Genomic DNA, 17,299 nt, shown 5'->3' on the forward strand with positions numbered 1-17,299 from the left:
AAAAATGATAGATATCAAGCTTGTACGGGAAAATCCTCAGCTTTTTAAAGACGGTGCCAAAGCCAAACGTTTTGATGTCGATATTGATGCTCTGCTTGAACTGGACAGCAAAATTATGGCTGCCAAACAAATGCTTCAGGACATCGTCACTGAAAAAAACCGTATCGGCAAAGAAATCCCCAAATTGCCGGCCCAGGAAAAACAGGCCGTCCTGGCTGAACTGAGCAAGCTTAAGGAAAAAGAAGCCGCCCTCAACGACGAACTCAAGCGAATCCAGCCTGAATTTGACGCCCTGATGCTTGAGGTGCCGCAGCCCCCCTCGCCGGAAGTACCGCTGGGTATGGATGACACCGAAAATGTCGAACTGTATAAACGGGGCGAAATTCGCACCTTCGATTTCGAACCCAAAGACCACATTCAGCTGGGCCAGGCACTGGATATGATTGATATGGAACGCGGTGTCAAACTGGCCGGCACGCGTAACTACTTCCTCAAGGGAGAGGGTGCCATGCTGCATCGGGCCGTTATGAATTTTGCGATGGATTTTATGATTGGCCGCGGCTATACCCCGATGATCGTCCCCCTGCTGATGCGTAACGAAGCCATGCGGGGTACCGGTTATTTTCCCGGCTCCGAAGAACAGACCTACCAGATGGAGCGAGACGAACTCAACCTGGTCGGTACTGCCGAAGTGCCCTTGACGGCCTATTATATGAATGAAATGCTGACCGAAAAACAGCTTCCCGTCAAATTTGTGGCCATGAGTTCCTGTTTCCGCCGCGAAGCCGGCGCTGCAGGCAAAGACACCTACGGCCTGTACCGCATCCACCAGTTTGACAAGGTCGAACAGGTTATTATTGGTGAAAACGACGAACAGAAAAGTATCCAATATCATCAGGAAATTCTGGGTAATTCCGAAGCTGTCCTGCAAGCCCTTGGCTTGCCGTATCGTGTGGTCAATGTTTGCTCCGGGGATCTCGGCCGCGGTCAGGTTCAGAAATTTGACATTGAAACCTGGATGCCATCCCGCAAAAGCTATGGAGAAACTCACTCGGCCAGCCGATTTTATGAATTCCAGGCTCGACGCCTGAATCTCAAATACAAAACCGAACAGAAGAAAAACGTCTTCTGCCATACGCTTAACAATACAGTGATTGCCTCACCTCGCATCCTGATTCCCATCATGGAACTGTATCAGAATGCCGATGGTTCCATTACTATCCCTGCAGTTCTGCGGCCCTACATGGGCGGGCGGGAGCGAATCGAACCCAAAAAATAACTGACCTAAGCCGTTGATGAAGGAGGACGGCTTCCATGCGGCTCAAAACGCTGGACCCCATTGCGCAGCAGATCCAACGACTGGACGAGCAGCTAGCAGTCAGGCCGCCGGTGATTGAGACGATTCTCATTACCGTCCCTGCTCTTCCTGCAGCAGTCGGTTTTATCATCGGTCTTAGTCTGGGATCAAGCCTGCGTCTTTGCTGGATGGTTTGCTTCATCGGTGCATTGATGACGGTGCTGCTTTCCCTGGCTTTACGCCGATTCAAAAGCCTTCATCATCAGGCTGCATGGCTTACGCTGTGCCTGACGCTGCTGTTTGTCTGGCTGGGGATGCTGCGGCTGGACTATTTTCATACCCCCTATCCCAACGATGCCCGGCTTCTGGTTCGTTCCGAACCCTATCCTGCGACGATTCGTGGAACCATCATCAGCGACATCTATCGCGAAAACCGCAAAAGCTGGCTGTTCGGGGATTACCAGTTTACCGAACCTGCCCGCAGCTTTTATCTGGCTCTTGACCAGTACCAGACCAGAACCGGCGACTGGGCCTCGGCTCGCGGTGTTATTCGTGTCCAGATCGCCCAGCCGACGGTTCATATCCGCTCGCTGGATCGTGTCCAGATGTACTGTATCCTTAGCGGCTTGAAGCCGCCTGCCAACCCCGGACAGTTTGATTTTCAGAAGTATATGCACAGCCGCGGGGTCCACCTGTCAGCTGCTGTTCAGACCAGCGATGGTATTTGCGTGCTGGACCGACCAGTCGGTCTTACCTTCCATCATATAATTTCTGCTCTGAAGCGGCTGGCCTGGCAGGGCTTGCTGTCTGAAATGCCAGATGAATCCGACCAGCGGACCGCGATGGCAGCCGCACTTCTTCTGGGGTATCAGCAAACCATCGATTTGCCAACCAATGAAGCGTTTCTCCGAACTGGCCTGTCACATATCATCAGCCTGTCTGGGATGCATATGGCCATTATTGCCGCTATTGTCTGGTGGATTGCCAAAGCCGCCGGTCTCGAAAAACGAAAACGTGCCATCGTTACCTGGATTCTTATCACCGCCTACGCCCTTATTGTCCCGCCCCGGGCACCCACCCTGCGGGCTGTGGTCGTCTGCTGGATTTTTTGTGCTGCAATGCTGTTTCGCCGCCGGCCCCATCCTGTCAATACGCTGGCTGTTGCCGCTTTGGTTATGCTTTTGTACCGCCCGATGGACTTATTCTATCCCGATTGGCAGCTCTCGTACGGCACCATTCTGGGCATTCTGTTGTTCTATAAACCTACTCTCAGTCGACTCAGCCAATATACTCTCGAAAAGAGTCAATTGTTAGCCACCGGCTCTTTACCCGCACGCACACTCTACTGGCTTATCCAGATTCTGATTGAAATGGGCGCGGTCGGCTTTGCCGCCTGGTTCGGCGGCAGCGGCATTCTGTTGTGGCATTTTGGTTCGTTTACGCCCTTGTGCACCTTCTGGACCATCCTCGTGGCTCCTATCGTACCGATTATCCTTTATCTGGGCTTTTTCAAGATACTGCTGGCGGGTTTCCTGCCTACCCTGTCTGCGATGATGAGTGTAGTCATTCTTCACTGCTGCCGCCTGTTTTCCGTCGCCGTCCAATGGTTTGCTGCCGTCGATTTCACCTCGTTTCGCATCGGTCCTGTTGCCGGCTGGATTGTCGCAGCATATTATTTGCTCATCCTGATATGGCTGCTCCGACATCATCTTCACGCTGTTGCACGAAAACTCGGATATACAGTGTTGACTGCGATTGTGATTGCTGGGCTTGCTGTTCACCTTCATTCCCACCGAGAGGGTCTGTCGCTGTGCTGTCTTTCTGTCGGCCATGGCCAGGCCATCGTGCTCCGGACGCCCCGCGGCGATGCCTATCTGTTTGATACCGGCTCCATCAGCCATAAGGACCCCGGATCACGTGTTGTTATCCCCTATCTCAAATATAAGGGAATCGACCGCCTCCGGGCCGCTTTCATCAGCCACGGCGATCTTGACCATTTCAATGGCCTGCCGGAAATCGCCGCAACCGGCTTCCTCAACACTGTGTATGCCAATACCACATTTATCGATCGAGCTCAATCCCCCTCCGCCCCGGCTCAATTAATCCGGCAACTGAATCAGTACAACATCCCCATCCAGCCCATCCCCCGCCTCCTCAACTCCGATTCCATCCAAATCCGCAGTCTCTGGCCAACAGACGCCGTCTCTTTGTCGCTATCCGACAACGACCGATCCGAGGTCCTGTTGATTACCTATGCCGGCAAATCCATTCTCCTGTGCGGCGACATTGAAGCTGCAGCCCAGACGGAACTGTTGAAACAATACCCGGACCTGCACGCCGATATCCTGATTTTGCCCCACCATGGCTCAACCACCAACCTGGCCCCCCATTTCATCGCCTGCATCGCCCCCGATATTCTCATCGCCAGTTGTTCGCAAAGCCGGCTGAGTCATGTCTGCTTGCCTGCACCAAACCAGCAGGCCTTTTACACCGGCCGTGACGGTGCGGTCGAAATCAAAATAAAAGCCGACGGTACATATAGTACCATCGGCTTTCTCAACTCTCAATAAGTCCGAGCGATCCGCTGCTATCGCATATACACAACGATTTCCACGCGGCGGTTCTTGGCCTTGCCTGCAGCCGTGCTGTTGGATGCAACCGGACGCGATTCGCCACAACCGGCAGCCCGGATCGTTTCATCCGGAATCCCTTTCTTCACTAAGTACCGTACCACCGTCAGGGCTCGTTCTGCCGACAGTTCCCAGTTATCTTGCCATTTGTTCTTGGTCTTGTTGATGGGGTCTGTGTCCGTATGGCCGACAATGTCAATCTTGCGTCCGGCATATTTGGAACGCAGCACGCTATAGGCCTTGTCCAGTTCGGCAATCGAAGCACTCTTCAGCGTCGCGCTGCCTGAGGCAAACAGAATCGCATCGCTGATGGTTACGGTAATCGTCCCCGCAGCGGCATCCACGGCAACATCGCCGACCCCCTCAAATCCAGTCGCTTGAGCAGGAGTCGCCTGCTTGGTGGCTATTTGCCTTTGCATTTCTTCCAGCTGCCGCCTGCTGTCCGCCAAATCCCGCTCCAGCCGGCCTTTTTCGGATGCGGAACTTGACAGGGTCGCTTCACAGTTTTCATACAATCCCTTGACGTTCTGATATTCCACGTCCAGAGCCTCGTATTTCTTCTTCCAGTCGGTGCAGCCTGTCAGCATCGTTGCAGCAACCAGTCCAACCAAAACAAACATCATTTTTCCTGTGGTTTTCATAATGTGACCTCCCTTTCGTCTATGTCAGTGTTAAAAACCATACCAGTTCATAAATAGATTTCGTATCCAGTCATCGAAAATCATAACGCCAAAAACCGCAATTGACAAGAATGGACCATACGGAATTTGTCGACTTTTTTTGAAAATCCATTGATATAATGCCCAGATCAGCCCAAAAAACGGAGCGATAAAAAATGCCAGCACCGCCATCCACGGCCCAATCACTGCTCCCGCGGCTCCCATCAGGTGCACATCCCCAAGCCCCATCGCTTCCCGGCCAAAAACCAGAGTCCCAGCAATCCGGGTCGCCCAGACCACCGTACAGCCTGCAAAATACCCCATCAACGCCCCGAAAAAGCCCCGAACAGCCGGAATCCCAAGCCAGTGATCCCACATTGCCAATCCAGCCTCGGAGCGAACAAACATATACCCGACAAATCCTCCCGCTATTATCGGAATAAGATAAACGATCTCTTTTAATATCTCCCGCCGGTCATCGAATTCCGGCTCCTGCGATTCCGGATTGTCCGAGATTTTTTCGTGACCTTCCGGATACGGATAACTTGGCTTAATCAATCCTGATTTCAGGCAGCCCAGCGAAATAATCAGCCCTATCCCCGCTCCCGCCGCAATTGATGCCTGTGTAGGAGTTGCCATCGGAAAAATCTGGTGAATATCTATCTGCGAAGGGGATAGCACATACCCGCTGACACTGGCCGCGATAATTCCCGCTGCCGTCACAAACCAGCACAGCTCAAGCGGAATAACCCACAGCTCCAGATCAATCGCCGAGGCCGCCAGAAACACCGACACCAGAATCATCACATTCAGATAGACCAGCCACCCCCCAGCCATAAACCGCTGAATTGCCATTTCGCCCGGCAGTTCCATCTGTCGGCCCTCAAAATAAAAATACCACAGATAGACCCCGATAAACAGGCACGCCGTCAGCAGTTCAATCAGAAAATAACGGGGAGAAATCGAGGTTTTGCACGCCCGACATCGCCCCCCCAGAATCAGCCATGAAAACAGCGGAATATTATCATAAAAGCGTATCGGCGTATCACAGGATGGACATGCAGACCCCGGCCACACAAGGGATTTCTCCCGCGGCAGCCGATAAATGACTACATTCAGGAAACTGCCAACGCAGGCCCCGAACGCAGCAATAAACGCCATCCAAATCCATTCTGGCGACACGCCGATATCCTTTTCTATACCCGTTGGGTATTATTACTTTTTCTTTTTGGCAGACTTGGCTGCAGCGGTCTGACGGCTGACAATCCCGGCCACCTTCATTGGCAGACCAAATAGCCGAATGAATCCGGTTGCATCGGTGGAATTGTATTCGGCGCCCATGGTAAAGCTGGCCAGATCCGGATTATACAGGCTCTTGGGACTGGTCATGCCGGCTAGTGTAGCCTTCCCCTTATAGAGCTTGAGCCGCACAGTGCCGGTCACATTCCGCTGCGTTACGTCCACAAATGCATCCAGCGCCTCACGGAGCTGGCAGAACCATTGTCCATAATAGACCATTTCGGCATACTTCAGCGATATCAGCTGTTTATAGTGAGCTGTCTCCCGGTCCAGACACAACATTTCCAGTGCCCTGTGAGCCGTCGTCAGAATCGTTCCGCCGGGCGTCTCATATACTCCGCGGGATTTCATTCCCACCAGACGATTCTCCACCAAATCCGCAACACCGACACCATGGATGCCGCCGATAATATTGAGGGTTTCAATCAGCTTGACGCCATCGGTTGTCTTGCCGTTTAACTTTACCGGGATACCCTGCTCAAATCCGATTTCGACATATTCGGCCTTGTTTGGGGTCTTCGAAATGGGCCGGCACAGAACCAGCATCTCATCCTTCGGCTCATTGGCCGGATTTTCCAGGTCCGCCCCCTCGTGGCTAATATGCCAAAGGTTCCGGTCACGCGAATAAATTTTCTTAACCGACTGCTGAATCGGGATTTTTCGCTGTTTGGCGTATTCGACGGCTGCCTCCCGGCTGGTCAGCGTGAAATTCGGGTCCTTCCAGGGGGCAATAATCTTCAAATCCGGCGCCAGTGCCATAAATGTCAGCTCAAACCGCACCTGGTCGTTACCTTTGCCGGTAGCGCCATGGGATACCGCCGTTGCCCCGGTCTGGCGGGCAACATCAACCTGATGCTTGGCAATCAGCGGGCGAGCAATGCTCGTACCCAGCAGGTACCCGTTTTCATACACCGCGCCGCTTTTCAGCATGGGCCAGATGTAATCTTCCACAAATTCCTTGCGGAGGTCCTTAACAATGCACTTGACTGCACCCGTAGCCAAAGCCTTTTTCTGAATGCCTGCCAATTCGTCACCCTGTCCCAGTTCGGCGGCAAACGCCACCACTTCATACCCATATGTTTCCTTCAGCCATGGCAGGATCACGCTGGTATCCAGCCCGCCGCTGTAAGCTAATACTACTTTTTCCGGTTTATTCCTGGCAGTCATTACTATTTCCTTTCTAATGCCGACATAAATCATAGATAATCATAAAAGAGGTATTATAGACACAATGAACCGACTTGACAAGATACAAAATTTATGCGTGCAAATCTTGCACCTTGAAGGTAACCATTTTTAGTTGAATCCATTGAAGGTTCCAAAGGGACATTGAATGCAGGAGTACTGCACTTAAGAACCCCTATTCATTGTGCCAGAGACCAAGGGGGACAAAGTGGGTTTTTTCGTGCAAAAACGTTGTTTTTCAGGCACTACTGTGGTAAATTGAATTAAGCAGATTCGAGCACCAAGCACATGAAGAAAACCGTAACTTTTGTCATTGCAAAGGCTTAACAATGAATCGGACATTAACATACAAGATTTTACATAAACATTTAGTCGAAGGCGAATTGAAGGCGGGTAACCCTATAGGCATTCGCATTGACCAGACCCTGACCCAGGATGCGACGGGGACAACGGCGTTTTTGTTGTTTGAGATGATGGGCACCGGACGAGTCAGGACCGAGGTGTCGGTCAGTTATGTGGACCATAATATGGCTCAGTTCGGGCCAGAAAACCATAACGACCATTTGTATTTACAGACGGTATCGACCAAGCATGGGGCGTGGCATTCGCGGCCAGGCAACGGCATCTGTCACCAGGTGCATCTGGAGCGATTCGCTCGGCCTGGGGCAACGCTGCTGGGCAGCGATTCGCATACGCCAACCTGTGGTGGAATGGGGATGCTGGCGATGGGTGCCGGCGGGCTGGATGTGGCGGTAGCGATGGGGGGCGGGCCATTTTATCTGACCTGCCCGAAGGTGATCGGCGTGGAGCTGACTGGCAAGCTGAACGAGTGGGTCTCAAGCAAGGATGTCATTTTAAAATTGCTGAGCATCCTGACGACCAAGGGCAATGTGGGGTGCGTCGTGGAATATTTTGGGCCGGGCGTCAAGACGCTGACAGTACCGCAGCGGGCTACGATAACCAACATGGGCGCGGAATTGGGCGTTACGACCAGTATCTTCCCAAGCGACGAATTGACGCAGGCATTCCTGGAAGCCCAGGACCGCGGGCGGGATTTTCAGCCCCTTCATGCAGACCCGGGAGCGGAATATGAACGTGTGATTCCGATTAATCTTTCGGAGGTGGTGCCGATGGCAGCGTGTCCGTCGTCACCGGATAATATTCAGGCCATCCGGGATATCGAAGGGCTTAAAATTGGGCAGGTGATTGTCGGAAGCTGCACAAATTCGAGTTATACGGATATGATGCTGGTGGCGGAGGTGCTGCGAGGCAAGCAGATTGATGCGATGGTGGAATTTGGCGTGGCGCCGGGCAGCAGGCAAGTGCTGGAGATGCTGGCTCGCAATGGGGCCTTGGCAGATATGATTGCAGCCGGGGCGAGAATTATTGAATCCGGCTGCGGGCCATGTATCGGGCAGGGATTTTCGCCGGCTGATGGCGTGGTGTCACTGCGGACGTTCAATCGGAATTTCGCAGGGCGGACAGGAACCAAGAACGACATGTGTTATCTGGTTAGTCCGGAAACCGCGGTTGCCTCGGCAATTATGGGTGAGATTACCGATCCTCGCAACCTGCGGCAGTTAATGGGGATTAAATATCCCAAGATTCGTGTGCCGCGGGAATTTCTGATTGATGACAGTATGCTGCTGCCGCCGCTGTCGCCGGAGGAATCGGGCGCGGCCCAGGTGCTCCGCGGGCCGACAATAGTCGTGCCGGAATCGCCCAAGCCCTTGCCGGAACATCTGGACGGTAAGGTACTGCTCAAATGTGGTGACAAGATTACGACCGACCATATCATGCCGGCCGGGGCATTTTTGAAATACCGCTCCAATGTGCCGTTATATTCAAAATATGTGTTTAACTGCTTCAATGAAGAAGGCAAACCTACTTTTGCGGATCGGGCACTGGCCCTGAAGGCCCAGGATCGCTGCGGGGTGATTATTGCCGGGGAAAGCTATGGACAGGGGTCCAGTCGTGAGCATGCGGCGTTGTGCCCGATGTATCTGGGTGTGCGGGCGATTGTCGCCAAAAGTATTGAGCGAATCCATAAAGCGAACCTGATTAACTTTGCGATCGTGCCGATTGAGTTTGCCAATCCAGCCGATTATGAGGCAATTAACGCTGATGATGATCTTGCAATTGAAGAGTTGACTGCTGCGATTCAGGGACGGGATGAGGTTACGATCCAGAACAAGACCAGCGGCCAGACCTTCCGAGGCAAGCTGACCTTGTCAGCCCGAGACCGGGATATCCTGCTGCATGCAGGCCTGCTGCACTACACCAAGATGATGGCCGGACGGCGATGATTTTGAAATCCAGACCTATTATTACAGTATTTGGTACCAGCAAGGTCGTTGAAGGCGATACGGTATTCACACTGGCGATGGAAGCCGGCAGAGCATTGGCCGCAGCAGGATTTGATATTGCCAATGGCGGGTATGGCGGCACGATGCTGGCCTCGGCACAGGGTGCGGTTCAGGCAGGTGCACAGGTGTTCGGCGTGACCTGTAAAGCCTTTCGACGCGGCAAGGCCAATCCGTATGTCAGTACAGAACTGGCTACCGACAATCTTGACCAGCGGCTAAAAAAACTGGTCGAAATCGGTAATGGCTACCTCGTCCTGCCTGGCGGAACCGGAACGCTGCTGGAACTGGCGTATGTGTGGGAACACAAACACAAGCGTTTTGAGACGGCAAATAAGCCGATTGTGGTCATGCGGGATTTCTGGCAGCCGCTGGTGGTGATGATGGAACAGGCAGACCTGGCCAGCAAAGACAGCCTCGCTGTTGCTGAAGACCTGGCAGAGGCCGTAGAATTCCTGAAACGACATTTCATTTCGACGGAATCAAGATAAACATGGATATGAAACGATTATTCCTTTGCCTTGCGGTATGGACGGGTGCTGGCATTGCCCAGGCAGCCAGACCGACATTACCGGAAGGATTTGTGCTGAATGCCATCGACGGCATTGCCCGACAGGACAAGGTCGATAAAAACCTGTGGACGTTTTCCACGGATGCGGAACTGAAATATATGAAAACGGTATTTCCGTCCGGCATTCCCCTGAAAATTCTGGCTTCGGGCGGTCTGGACCAGATACGGGCCTTTGCCAAAGAGAACACCGAGGTACGGATTAAAATCTGGGGGATTTTGACGCTGTACCGAAAGGAAAATTACCTGTTTCCGATTCAAGTCATGCCGTTAGTTGAGCCGGAAAAGGCGGTTCCTGTCCCGGCAGAAGCCTCCCCCGTGACAGACCCCAACAGCACGGATTCGGAAGTCATTCCCAGCGATATTATGAAGCTGCTTCGATCGCAAAGTAAGGTCGATTTGGCCCAGATTAGCGAGACGACCGCACAAACCACTGCAGATTCGTCGCTGATTAGCAAGGCCGGGTATATTACTTTGGGCCAGACCAGACAATTCCAGCCGGATGGTTTTGGCCGCAAGGTGGAGACGGCGGATTATGTGCTGCTGCCCTGTCTGACACTGGAAATGACCGAAGATGCGCTGGCCCGTGCGATGGGACGCTACCGCTATACGATTTCGGGGATTCTCTCGCGAAGTCAGGGGCAGCAATATCTGCTGCTGTACCGGGCCCAGCGAACCTATTCCAACGGCAACTTCACACCTTAAGGAGGGACTTCTTTGAGTGCTTCTTTACGTTCTATCGTGATGCATCATAGCGATCCGGATTTCCAAAACAAAGTCCGTCATCTGCTGGACGAACATTCGATGCAGGCTTTTTTGCACAGCCGAACATCACTGGCTCAGAGCGTCCGTGCGATTGTTGAAGAAGTTCGCAATCGAGGGGATGAGGCAGTTGCTGAATTCACGGAAAAATTCGATAAAGTCAAGCTGTCTGCTTGCCAGTTTCGTATCCCGCAGGAGGAACTCAAAAAAGCCCATGCCGGTCTGGATAACGATCTGCTGCGTTCCCTGCGAAAGGCTATAGAGAATGTCCGTCGTTATCAGGCCGAGATTTTTATCGGGAACAAAATCACCTCGGCGGGTATCCGGTACCGTCCTTTACAGCGGGTAGGGGTTTGTATTCCAGGCGCCAGTGCTCCCCTGCCCAGCACAGTCATTATGACCGCAGTCCCGGCACAGGTCGCCGGCGTGCGGGATATTGTAGTAATTTCTCCGCCGCGATATCAGGGCGGTATTCATCCGGTGATTCTGGGACTGTGTTTTGAACTGGGGATTACGGAAGTCTATCGATTGGGCGGTGCACACGCCGTAGCGGCACTGGCATGGGGAACGCAGACGATTCGCAAGGTCGATAAGATTGTCGGGCCGGGACATGATGTGGTACAGCTTGCCAAGAAAGAGGTGTATGGGCTGGTCGATATTGATTCCTTTGCCGGGCCCAGCGATGTGCTGATTGTGGCCAACGAGCAGGCAAATCCGGCATGGGTGGCCGCAGATATGCTCAGTCAGGCTGAACATGACCCGGGCGCAGGGATTCTGGTAACCGCCTCGGAAAAGCTGGCTGAGGCGGTTCTGGCGGAACTGGAACACCAGGTCGCCCGGCTGGGACGGTCGGAAGCGACGCGGGCGTGCCTTCTGGCCTACAGCGGCATTGTAGTCCTTAAGACCATGGAACAGGTCATTGACTGGGCCAATGCCTTTGCCGCTGAACATCTGCAGGTCCAATGCGGTGATCAGAGCAAGGCTGTCAGCGAAAAATTAGTCAATGCAGGGGCTATATTCATCGGACCCTACACGCCGGTTGCCGCGGGCGATTATTACGCCGGGCCAAGCCATACCCTGCCGACCCGCCAGACCAGCAAGTTCTTCAGTGCACTGACCAGCAACGAATTTGTCAAGTCCAGCAGTATCATCGAATTCGATGCCCGCAAGCTCGCTGACAGCGCCGATGACATTATCCGATTGGCAATGACCGAAGGACTGGATGCTCACGCCAGAAGCGTTCAGATTCGTCGCGGCTGATTAGATACCCCAGTCAAGACGAGATTCATTTCGGTAATAAAACCGGCCCAGCATGGCGGAGCCGACAAAAGCCAGGTATAAGGTCATTGCCTCTGCAGGCAGAGCCATCCAAATACCCCACCGATTGGCGTAGATTGCCAGCACAACAAATAATCCAAACGGAATGCAAAAACACAGAACCAGCAGCAGGTAATACAGGTGAGTGCGAATAATGGATAGCACAATGAGAATCGGATTGAGGCCACAGAGAGAATCATGCAGAATAGTGGATAATAAGACCATCGGCAGGAAGAACAAACCGACAGCCAGAATATGCCATAATGTTTCATCCGTCTTTCGGGTCCAGATCAAATAGATGAATCCCGGCGTAAAACAGAGAGCAGCCGCAAACAAAATTCGGCTCATCCTGGCTATTATTTCCGTATAATCGCCTTCGTCCTCCTGCAGAATATCGGGGGCTGTGGTTTGTCCTTCTGCGGTAACCTGCACACACAGGCACAGATACCAGCCAATATATCCTTCGACTATGGCGGATAGGATGGCTATGACAAAGCCAATTGTGGCGATTGGTACAAAAGCCAGGGCGCCAAGAACAATTTTACAGAGGATGAACACCCCGATCATGCCCAGGCCGGTCTCGTTTAATGGAAACAAAAACGGCCAGTACCAGGGCGGCGGCGCAGCCGGGCTTTGCAGGACATGTTCATCCTGGTGGACTTTCATAAATCTGTTTTCTTCTGCTACTCTGTCTATGTTTAGTACGATAATGCACTCTGGGAATATAGACAGTACCAAATCATAAAATTTCCAGAATTTCGGCGGCCTGATGCACGATTATTTGCCCGCCGGCAGCTTTAATCTGTTCAATGGATCGAAATCCCCAGCTGACCCCGACGAAATCCACCCCAGCATTCAGAGCCGTCTGTGCATCGATATCGCTGTCGCCGATATACAGAACATCTTTGGGGTTGCTGATTCCCAGTTCGTTCATAACCCAATTTACCGGAGCAGGGTCGGGTTTGATTTTCAGGCCTTCTTTCTGGCCGAGAATACATTCAAATCGTTCCGGCCCGAAGTAATGCTGGACAATTTTATGGGTCAGGCTGTGTTCTTTATTGCTGATTACCGCCAATTTCAATCCTTTTTGGCGGCATTGGTCCACAAACTCCAACACGCCCGGATAAATCGTGGTTTCTTTAAGGCAGGTCGCCAGGTAGCGTTTCTTCATTTCACTAATCAATTGCTGCTGAAGATGCTTGGCATGGTCAGGCAGGGCTTTGTAAGCAAATACGGCAAGACCATTGCCAATCATCGCTCTGCATTCTTCCCGACTGATGGAAGGTTGTCCGAGCAGATTCAGAGCATAGTTCATCGCATTCGTAAGATCATCGAGGGTATCGACAAGAGTCCCGTCAAGGTCGAAAAATACAGCTTTGTGCTTCATAATAGATACTTATTATCTTTTATTTGTTTTTGGATAAATTATCCCGTCATTTCCGTTTTTTTCTTGCAGAATCAACAAATCATACGCTATAATTTCTTTGTACTCAAAGAATTTTTCAGGGAGGCAGAATGCAGGTAAATCTTTTGTTGTTAAAAAAAGACGGGTCTGTGAAACCATTCAACCTACCCAGTGCCGTAACCACCATCGGGCGTCGGCAGGACTGTGATTTATGTATACCCATCTCTGTTGCATCCCGTAAACACTGCGAAATCAATATGGACCAAGGGCGATTGATGGTGCGCGACTTGGGTAGCAAAAATGGTACATTTGTCAATGGCCGGAAAATAGATGAAATTCGACTGAATCCCGGAGATCAGTTGCGAATCGGGCCTGTCACCTTCGTGATTCAAATTGATGGCAACCCGGCCGATGTGACCGGTGTCAAGCCCATTGAGCCGGTTCAAGAGCCTCTGGAAGAGAAAAACGGGGAAAAACTTACCGCAGACCATCAATTTGATGAATTCGTCAAAGACCTGGCCAATGCGGACCTGAGCGAAAGTCAATCCACGGAAATCCATCATTTCCCTGATGACGATATGACAACATTTAAAGATATGTAAATTTACGGGCATGCAAATTTTTCTTTGGTTGCCGGCACAAAAATCGTTATGATGCCGGGATGATAAAAGACCTGAAATCGCTGACATGGAATGAGCTGGAACAACTGGCAGCCCAATATGGGCAGAAGTCATTTGTTGTCCGTTATTTATTTACTTTTATTCACCAGAAAAACGTTTCCTCTCTGGAACAGATTACCCCTCTTTCCAAAACCTTTCGTGCCGCGTTGACCGAGGCAGGCTATTCTATTTCGTCGCTGAAACGGATCAAGACTTTCGAGGATCTGGACGGGACGATAAAGTTTGTGTTTGAGACCCCCGATGGGAATCGGCTTGAGGCGGTCCGGCTTTTGGACGATGGCCGCAATACCTTGTGCATATCGACGCAAATAGGCTGTCGAATGGGATGCCTGTTCTGTGCCACTGGGAACCTGGGCTATCAGCGAAATCTAACCTGCGGAGAGATTGTCGACCAGGTCTATCAGATACAGGCTCAAGTGGGCAAAGTTCAGAATATCGTATATATGGGAATGGGTGAGCCTCTGGATAATTACGAAGCAACCATGAGGTCCGTAGAATTGCTTCATCATTCCGATGGCCAGAATATGGGGATTCGGCATATTACGATTTCAACCTGCGGGTTGACGGAGGGTATTACGCGTTTAGCAAAAGAGCCATTGTTGCCGCGGCTGGCAATTTCACTGCATGGGCCGGACGACCAAACCCGGCAATGTCTAATGAGAATATCCAAGAAAGTATCTATACGCGAGCTAATGTCTGCTTTGCGGCACTACCAGGACCAGACCGGCCGGCGGATCACATTCGAATATTGCATGATACAAAATTTTAATGATTCACCGCAGCAAGCCCGTCTTCTGGCTCGCCTGATCAAGCCTTTTAAATGCAATGTGAATCTGATTGAGTTTAACGCCTTTGATGGCTGTGATTTTACGGCTGCAAGCCCTGCAGGAATCCGTCAGTTCGCTGCGATTCTGGAACGCGAAGGAATTGAAACCGTCATTCGCTATAAACGCGGACGTTCGATCCGGGCGGCCTGCGGACAATTGGGGGCCGATTGGCTTAAACCTGCAACCTGATTTCTGGTTATTGATTTCGATTGCGATATAATAACGGGTTGACGGTTTGAACCATGTTTTCGATGTTGAGTCGGCCTCCCAAAAAATGGGATATTTTCTCACACTGCTCCCGCGTATGATTCAGCATATCGCGATGATTGACAATCAGCATCTTAAAATGCGGCTGCTGGGCAATCCACAGAAAAAACTTCTGCAAATCGGCCTGATATAAAGCGGCCATCTGGTCATCGGAGACTTTGGCAGCCGATTTTTGGCTGCGTTCAAGCATTTTTTTTTGGGAAGCAAGTACCTCCGCCATATCGCGTTGCATGAAGATGACTCGATATTCATACCCTTTTGGCAAATCATAAAGAAGGCGATAGACCATTTTGACAGCCTTTCCGCAGGCGTGGGGCAGCCAGGAAGGGTCTTGTGCTGTTTTCTTCACTGGCTCATACTCAAAATAGCCCAGGGGATTATCCTCGTCTGCTTTGCGGATATTATCCACCAGAAGCTCAAGCCCCCCCTTTTGGAGGCAATTCATCATCATTGAAGTCCCGGAGCGGGGAAGTCCCGCTACAATAGTTACAAAATCATTTTTCTGTTCCATGGGTATTTATCCAATCTTGTTATAAAAGCGATATTATACCCATAATCAATCATAAATCAATCGGAATTGGGCTATAATAATGGGCTAAAAAGGCGAATCACATGCTCGAATAAAGTACGCATAAAGCCGGCTTTCAATTCACAATGAATACAGGCTTTTTCGATGCGAGCCATCCAGGTTTGAATTTGGGTAATTTGAGGACGGCTGTAAGTAATTAACATAACTTCATAATTTAGAAACAGGCTTCGTGAGTCCATATTGGCCGAACCAATCATAACCAGGGTGTCATCCACGAGAATGGTTTTCGCGTGAATCATTGTCGGGGTATAAAAAAAGATTTCAGCTCCTACACGAAGCATTTCTCGCAGATATATCCGCCGGACAATATCTGCTATCATGTGGTTGGATTTGGCAGGGACGATAATTTTGACCTGGACGCCCCGTCGAACAGCAAGCTGGAGGGCATAGAGCAGAGGCTCATCCGGGATAAAGTACGGCGTTATGATCTGGATTTTATGTCGAGCATTGTACAGGGAGGTCAGGATTGCATCATACAGGGCGTCACCTGGTATATCAGGCCCGGATGGAACAACCTGAACAATGGCAACATTGGGGCTATCATAATATCCGGCCGGTTCCGCCTGGGCTGGTACATCATCTGTGCCTATTGTAAAAGCCCAGTCCGAATGAAAAATTTCAAGGTAAGACCGCACAGCAGGTCCTTTTAATATAAAGGATAAATCCTGCCATCGCTTCGGGTCGGGTTCAGGGCCAAGGTATTCTTTGCCGATATTGGCCCCCCCTGCCAGTACGGTTTGATTATCGACGATAACGATTTTGCGATGATTGCGGAGGTTTGTTCTGCCGCGAAAAAGCCGGTGCATGAAAAATGCATATTTTCCGCCGGCTTCGGCCAGCGGAACAAAGAAACGACGGCCGGTCTGAATCGCCCCAAATCCGTCAAGCAAAACACGCACGTCGAGCCCCCGACGAGCTTTGAGCACGAGTCTGTCTCGGATTTCTTTGCCGACCTCATCCGGACGAAAAATAAAGGTTGAGATATATATAGAATGCTGTGCGTTATCAATCAGGGAAATCAGGTTATGGTATATCTGTTGGCCATCGGTCAGGAATTCCAGCCGATTGCCGTCAGTGGCATTGGGGATGCCATAACTTTCGAGCAATTCATCGACTTGCGTTCGCGGAACGTCCAATCGCCGCGAGGGGCGGGATAACGACGTTGCTGATTTTTTGGCGGCAGTGCGTTTCATTTTTCTGCCGCCGAACATTAAATACAGAGGGACGCCAATATAAGGAATCAGGATAATGGCCAGCAGCCATGCAATCGTGCCTGATGGCGAGCGTTTTTGAGTCAGAACATGCGCAATGAGCACGATACCCACCATAAAGCCGATCAGCAATTCGACATGTGCAATCAGCCATTGTAGAATAATCCATCCGGTCATTTGATGCCCTTTGGTGCAAAATCCTCAAATCCGCCTTGCCTTTGATATATCCCAATTTAACAC

15 protein-coding genes are annotated in these 17,299 nt (G+C 51.3%); 8 read left to right on the plus strand and 7 right to left on the minus strand.

Going from position 1 to position 17,299, the window contains the following annotated elements:
• Window positions 1-4 precede the first annotated feature (4 nt).
• Together serS and ACQ9LF_RS09110 are read left to right on the plus strand one after the other, a co-directional pair.
• Window positions 5-1,279, plus strand: coding sequence for a serine--tRNA ligase (serS, locus tag ACQ9LF_RS09105; RefSeq protein WP_462489081.1), 1,275 nt, complete (start codon window positions 5-7; stop codon window positions 1,277-1,279).
• A gap of 35 nt (window positions 1,280-1,314) precedes the next feature.
• The gene (locus ACQ9LF_RS09110; protein ID WP_462489082.1) at window positions 1,315-3,867 is read left to right on the plus strand and encodes a ComEC/Rec2 family competence protein; all 2,553 of its coding nucleotides are present in this window, start codon (window positions 1,315-1,317) and stop codon (window positions 3,865-3,867) included.
• A 17-nt stretch (window positions 3,868-3,884) separates the two neighbouring features.
• On the opposite strand, the gene ACQ9LF_RS09115 is transcribed toward ACQ9LF_RS09110, so the two are convergent.
• From ACQ9LF_RS09115 to ACQ9LF_RS09125, 3 genes are read right to left on the minus strand one after another with little or no spacing between them, the layout of a single operon-like run.
• The gene (locus tag ACQ9LF_RS09115) at window positions 3,885-4,568 is read right to left on the minus strand and encodes an OmpA/MotB family protein (protein ID WP_462489083.1); all 684 of its coding nucleotides are present in this window, start codon (window positions 4,566-4,568) and stop codon (window positions 3,885-3,887) included.
• Between the two features lie 30 nt (window positions 4,569-4,598).
• Window positions 4,599-5,747, minus strand: a complete 1,149-nt coding sequence (locus ACQ9LF_RS09120) for a prepilin peptidase (protein ID WP_462489084.1) — start codon at window positions 5,745-5,747, stop codon at window positions 4,599-4,601.
• Between the two features lie 54 nt (window positions 5,748-5,801).
• Window positions 5,802-7,052 (minus strand): argininosuccinate synthase, encoded by a 1,251-nt coding sequence (locus ACQ9LF_RS09125; protein WP_462489085.1) that lies wholly within the window; start codon window positions 7,050-7,052, stop codon window positions 5,802-5,804.
• Window positions 7,053-7,399: 347 nt separating this feature from the next.
• On the opposite strand from ACQ9LF_RS09125, the gene ACQ9LF_RS09130 reads away from it, so the two are divergent.
• Genes ACQ9LF_RS09130 through hisD form a run of 4 tightly spaced genes read left to right on the plus strand, consistent with a single transcriptional unit; the run spans window position 7,400 to window position 12,023 of the window.
• Entirely contained in the window at window positions 7,400-9,376 is a 1,977-nt protein-coding gene (locus ACQ9LF_RS09130) for an aconitate hydratase (RefSeq protein WP_462489086.1), read from the plus strand.
• A gap of 2 nt (window positions 9,377-9,378) precedes the next feature.
• Window positions 9,379-9,924, plus strand: coding sequence for an LOG family protein (locus tag ACQ9LF_RS09135; RefSeq protein WP_462489087.1), 546 nt, complete (start codon window positions 9,379-9,381; stop codon window positions 9,922-9,924).
• An 8-nt stretch (window positions 9,925-9,932) separates the two neighbouring features.
• Window positions 9,933-10,706 (plus strand): hypothetical protein, encoded by a 774-nt coding sequence (locus ACQ9LF_RS09140; RefSeq protein ID WP_462489088.1) that lies wholly within the window; start codon window positions 9,933-9,935, stop codon window positions 10,704-10,706.
• A 12-nt stretch (window positions 10,707-10,718) separates the two neighbouring features.
• The gene (gene hisD / locus ACQ9LF_RS09145; RefSeq protein ID WP_462489089.1) at window positions 10,719-12,023 is read left to right on the plus strand and encodes a histidinol dehydrogenase; all 1,305 of its coding nucleotides are present in this window, start codon (window positions 10,719-10,721) and stop codon (window positions 12,021-12,023) included.
• On the opposite strand, the gene ACQ9LF_RS09150 is transcribed toward hisD, so the two are convergent.
• Complete coding sequence (locus tag ACQ9LF_RS09150; RefSeq protein WP_462489090.1) at window positions 12,024-12,746, minus strand: hypothetical protein; 723 nt, start codon at window positions 12,744-12,746, stop codon at window positions 12,024-12,026.
• A gap of 73 nt (window positions 12,747-12,819) precedes the next feature.
• Window positions 12,820-13,467 carry an HAD family hydrolase gene (locus tag ACQ9LF_RS09155; RefSeq protein WP_462489091.1) on the minus strand — a complete coding sequence of 216 codons (648 nt, stop codon included), beginning with the start codon at window positions 13,465-13,467 and terminating at the stop codon, window positions 12,820-12,822.
• Between the two features lie 167 nt (window positions 13,468-13,634).
• Between ACQ9LF_RS09155 and ACQ9LF_RS09160 the strand changes: the two genes are divergently transcribed.
• Window positions 13,635-14,087 (plus strand): FHA domain-containing protein, encoded by a 453-nt coding sequence (locus tag ACQ9LF_RS09160; protein ID WP_462489092.1) that lies wholly within the window; start codon window positions 13,635-13,637, stop codon window positions 14,085-14,087.
• Between the two features lie 59 nt (window positions 14,088-14,146).
• Complete coding sequence (gene rlmN, locus ACQ9LF_RS09165; protein ID WP_462489093.1) at window positions 14,147-15,181, plus strand: dual-specificity RNA methyltransferase RlmN; 1,035 nt, start codon at window positions 14,147-14,149, stop codon at window positions 15,179-15,181.
• A gap of 7 nt (window positions 15,182-15,188) precedes the next feature.
• On the opposite strand, the gene ACQ9LF_RS09170 is transcribed toward rlmN, so the two are convergent.
• Both ACQ9LF_RS09170 and cls read right to left on the minus strand, forming a co-directional pair.
• Window positions 15,189-15,770 (minus strand): sulfotransferase family protein, encoded by a 582-nt coding sequence (locus ACQ9LF_RS09170; protein WP_462489094.1) that lies wholly within the window; start codon window positions 15,768-15,770, stop codon window positions 15,189-15,191.
• 71 nt (window positions 15,771-15,841) lie between these two features.
• Window positions 15,842-17,236 carry a cardiolipin synthase gene (gene cls, locus ACQ9LF_RS09175; protein WP_462489095.1) on the minus strand — a complete coding sequence of 465 codons (1,395 nt, stop codon included), beginning with the start codon at window positions 17,234-17,236 and terminating at the stop codon, window positions 15,842-15,844.
• Window positions 17,237-17,299: the final 63 nt, after the last annotated feature.

It is taken from the genome of Anaeroglomus insulsum (assembly GCF_050689095.1).
GTDB lineage: Bacteria > Planctomycetota > Phycisphaerae > Sedimentisphaerales > Anaerohalosphaeraceae > Anaeroglomus > Anaeroglomus insulsum.

Coding starts and splice junctions, on each gene's coding strand:
- cls (WP_462489095.1), bottom strand. CDS start 17,236: ATGACCGGATGGATTATTCTACAATGGCTGATTGCACATGTCGAATTG.
- ACQ9LF_RS09170 (WP_462489094.1), bottom strand. CDS start 15,770: ATGGAACAGAAAAATGATTTTGTAACTATTGTAGCGGGACTTCCCCGC.
- ACQ9LF_RS09110 (WP_462489082.1), top strand. CDS start 1,315: ATGCGGCTCAAAACGCTGGACCCCATTGCGCAGCAGATCCAACGACTG.
- ACQ9LF_RS09150 (WP_462489090.1), bottom strand. CDS start 12,746: ATGAAAGTCCACCAGGATGAACATGTCCTGCAAAGCCCGGCTGCGCCG.
- serS (WP_462489081.1), top strand. CDS start 5: ATGATAGATATCAAGCTTGTACGGGAAAATCCTCAGCTTTTTAAAGAC.
- ACQ9LF_RS09130 (WP_462489086.1), top strand. CDS start 7,400: ATGAATCGGACATTAACATACAAGATTTTACATAAACATTTAGTCGAA.
- ACQ9LF_RS09115 (WP_462489083.1), bottom strand. CDS start 4,568: ATGAAAACCACAGGAAAAATGATGTTTGTTTTGGTTGGACTGGTTGCT.
- ACQ9LF_RS09140 (WP_462489088.1), top strand. CDS start 9,933: ATGAAACGATTATTCCTTTGCCTTGCGGTATGGACGGGTGCTGGCATT.
- ACQ9LF_RS09155 (WP_462489091.1), bottom strand. CDS start 13,467: ATGAAGCACAAAGCTGTATTTTTCGACCTTGACGGGACTCTTGTCGAT.
- ACQ9LF_RS09120 (WP_462489084.1), bottom strand. CDS start 5,747: ATGGCGTTTATTGCTGCGTTCGGGGCCTGCGTTGGCAGTTTCCTGAAT.
- ACQ9LF_RS09125 (WP_462489085.1), bottom strand. CDS start 7,052: ATGACTGCCAGGAATAAACCGGAAAAAGTAGTATTAGCTTACAGCGGC.
- rlmN (WP_462489093.1), top strand. CDS start 14,147: ATGATAAAAGACCTGAAATCGCTGACATGGAATGAGCTGGAACAACTG.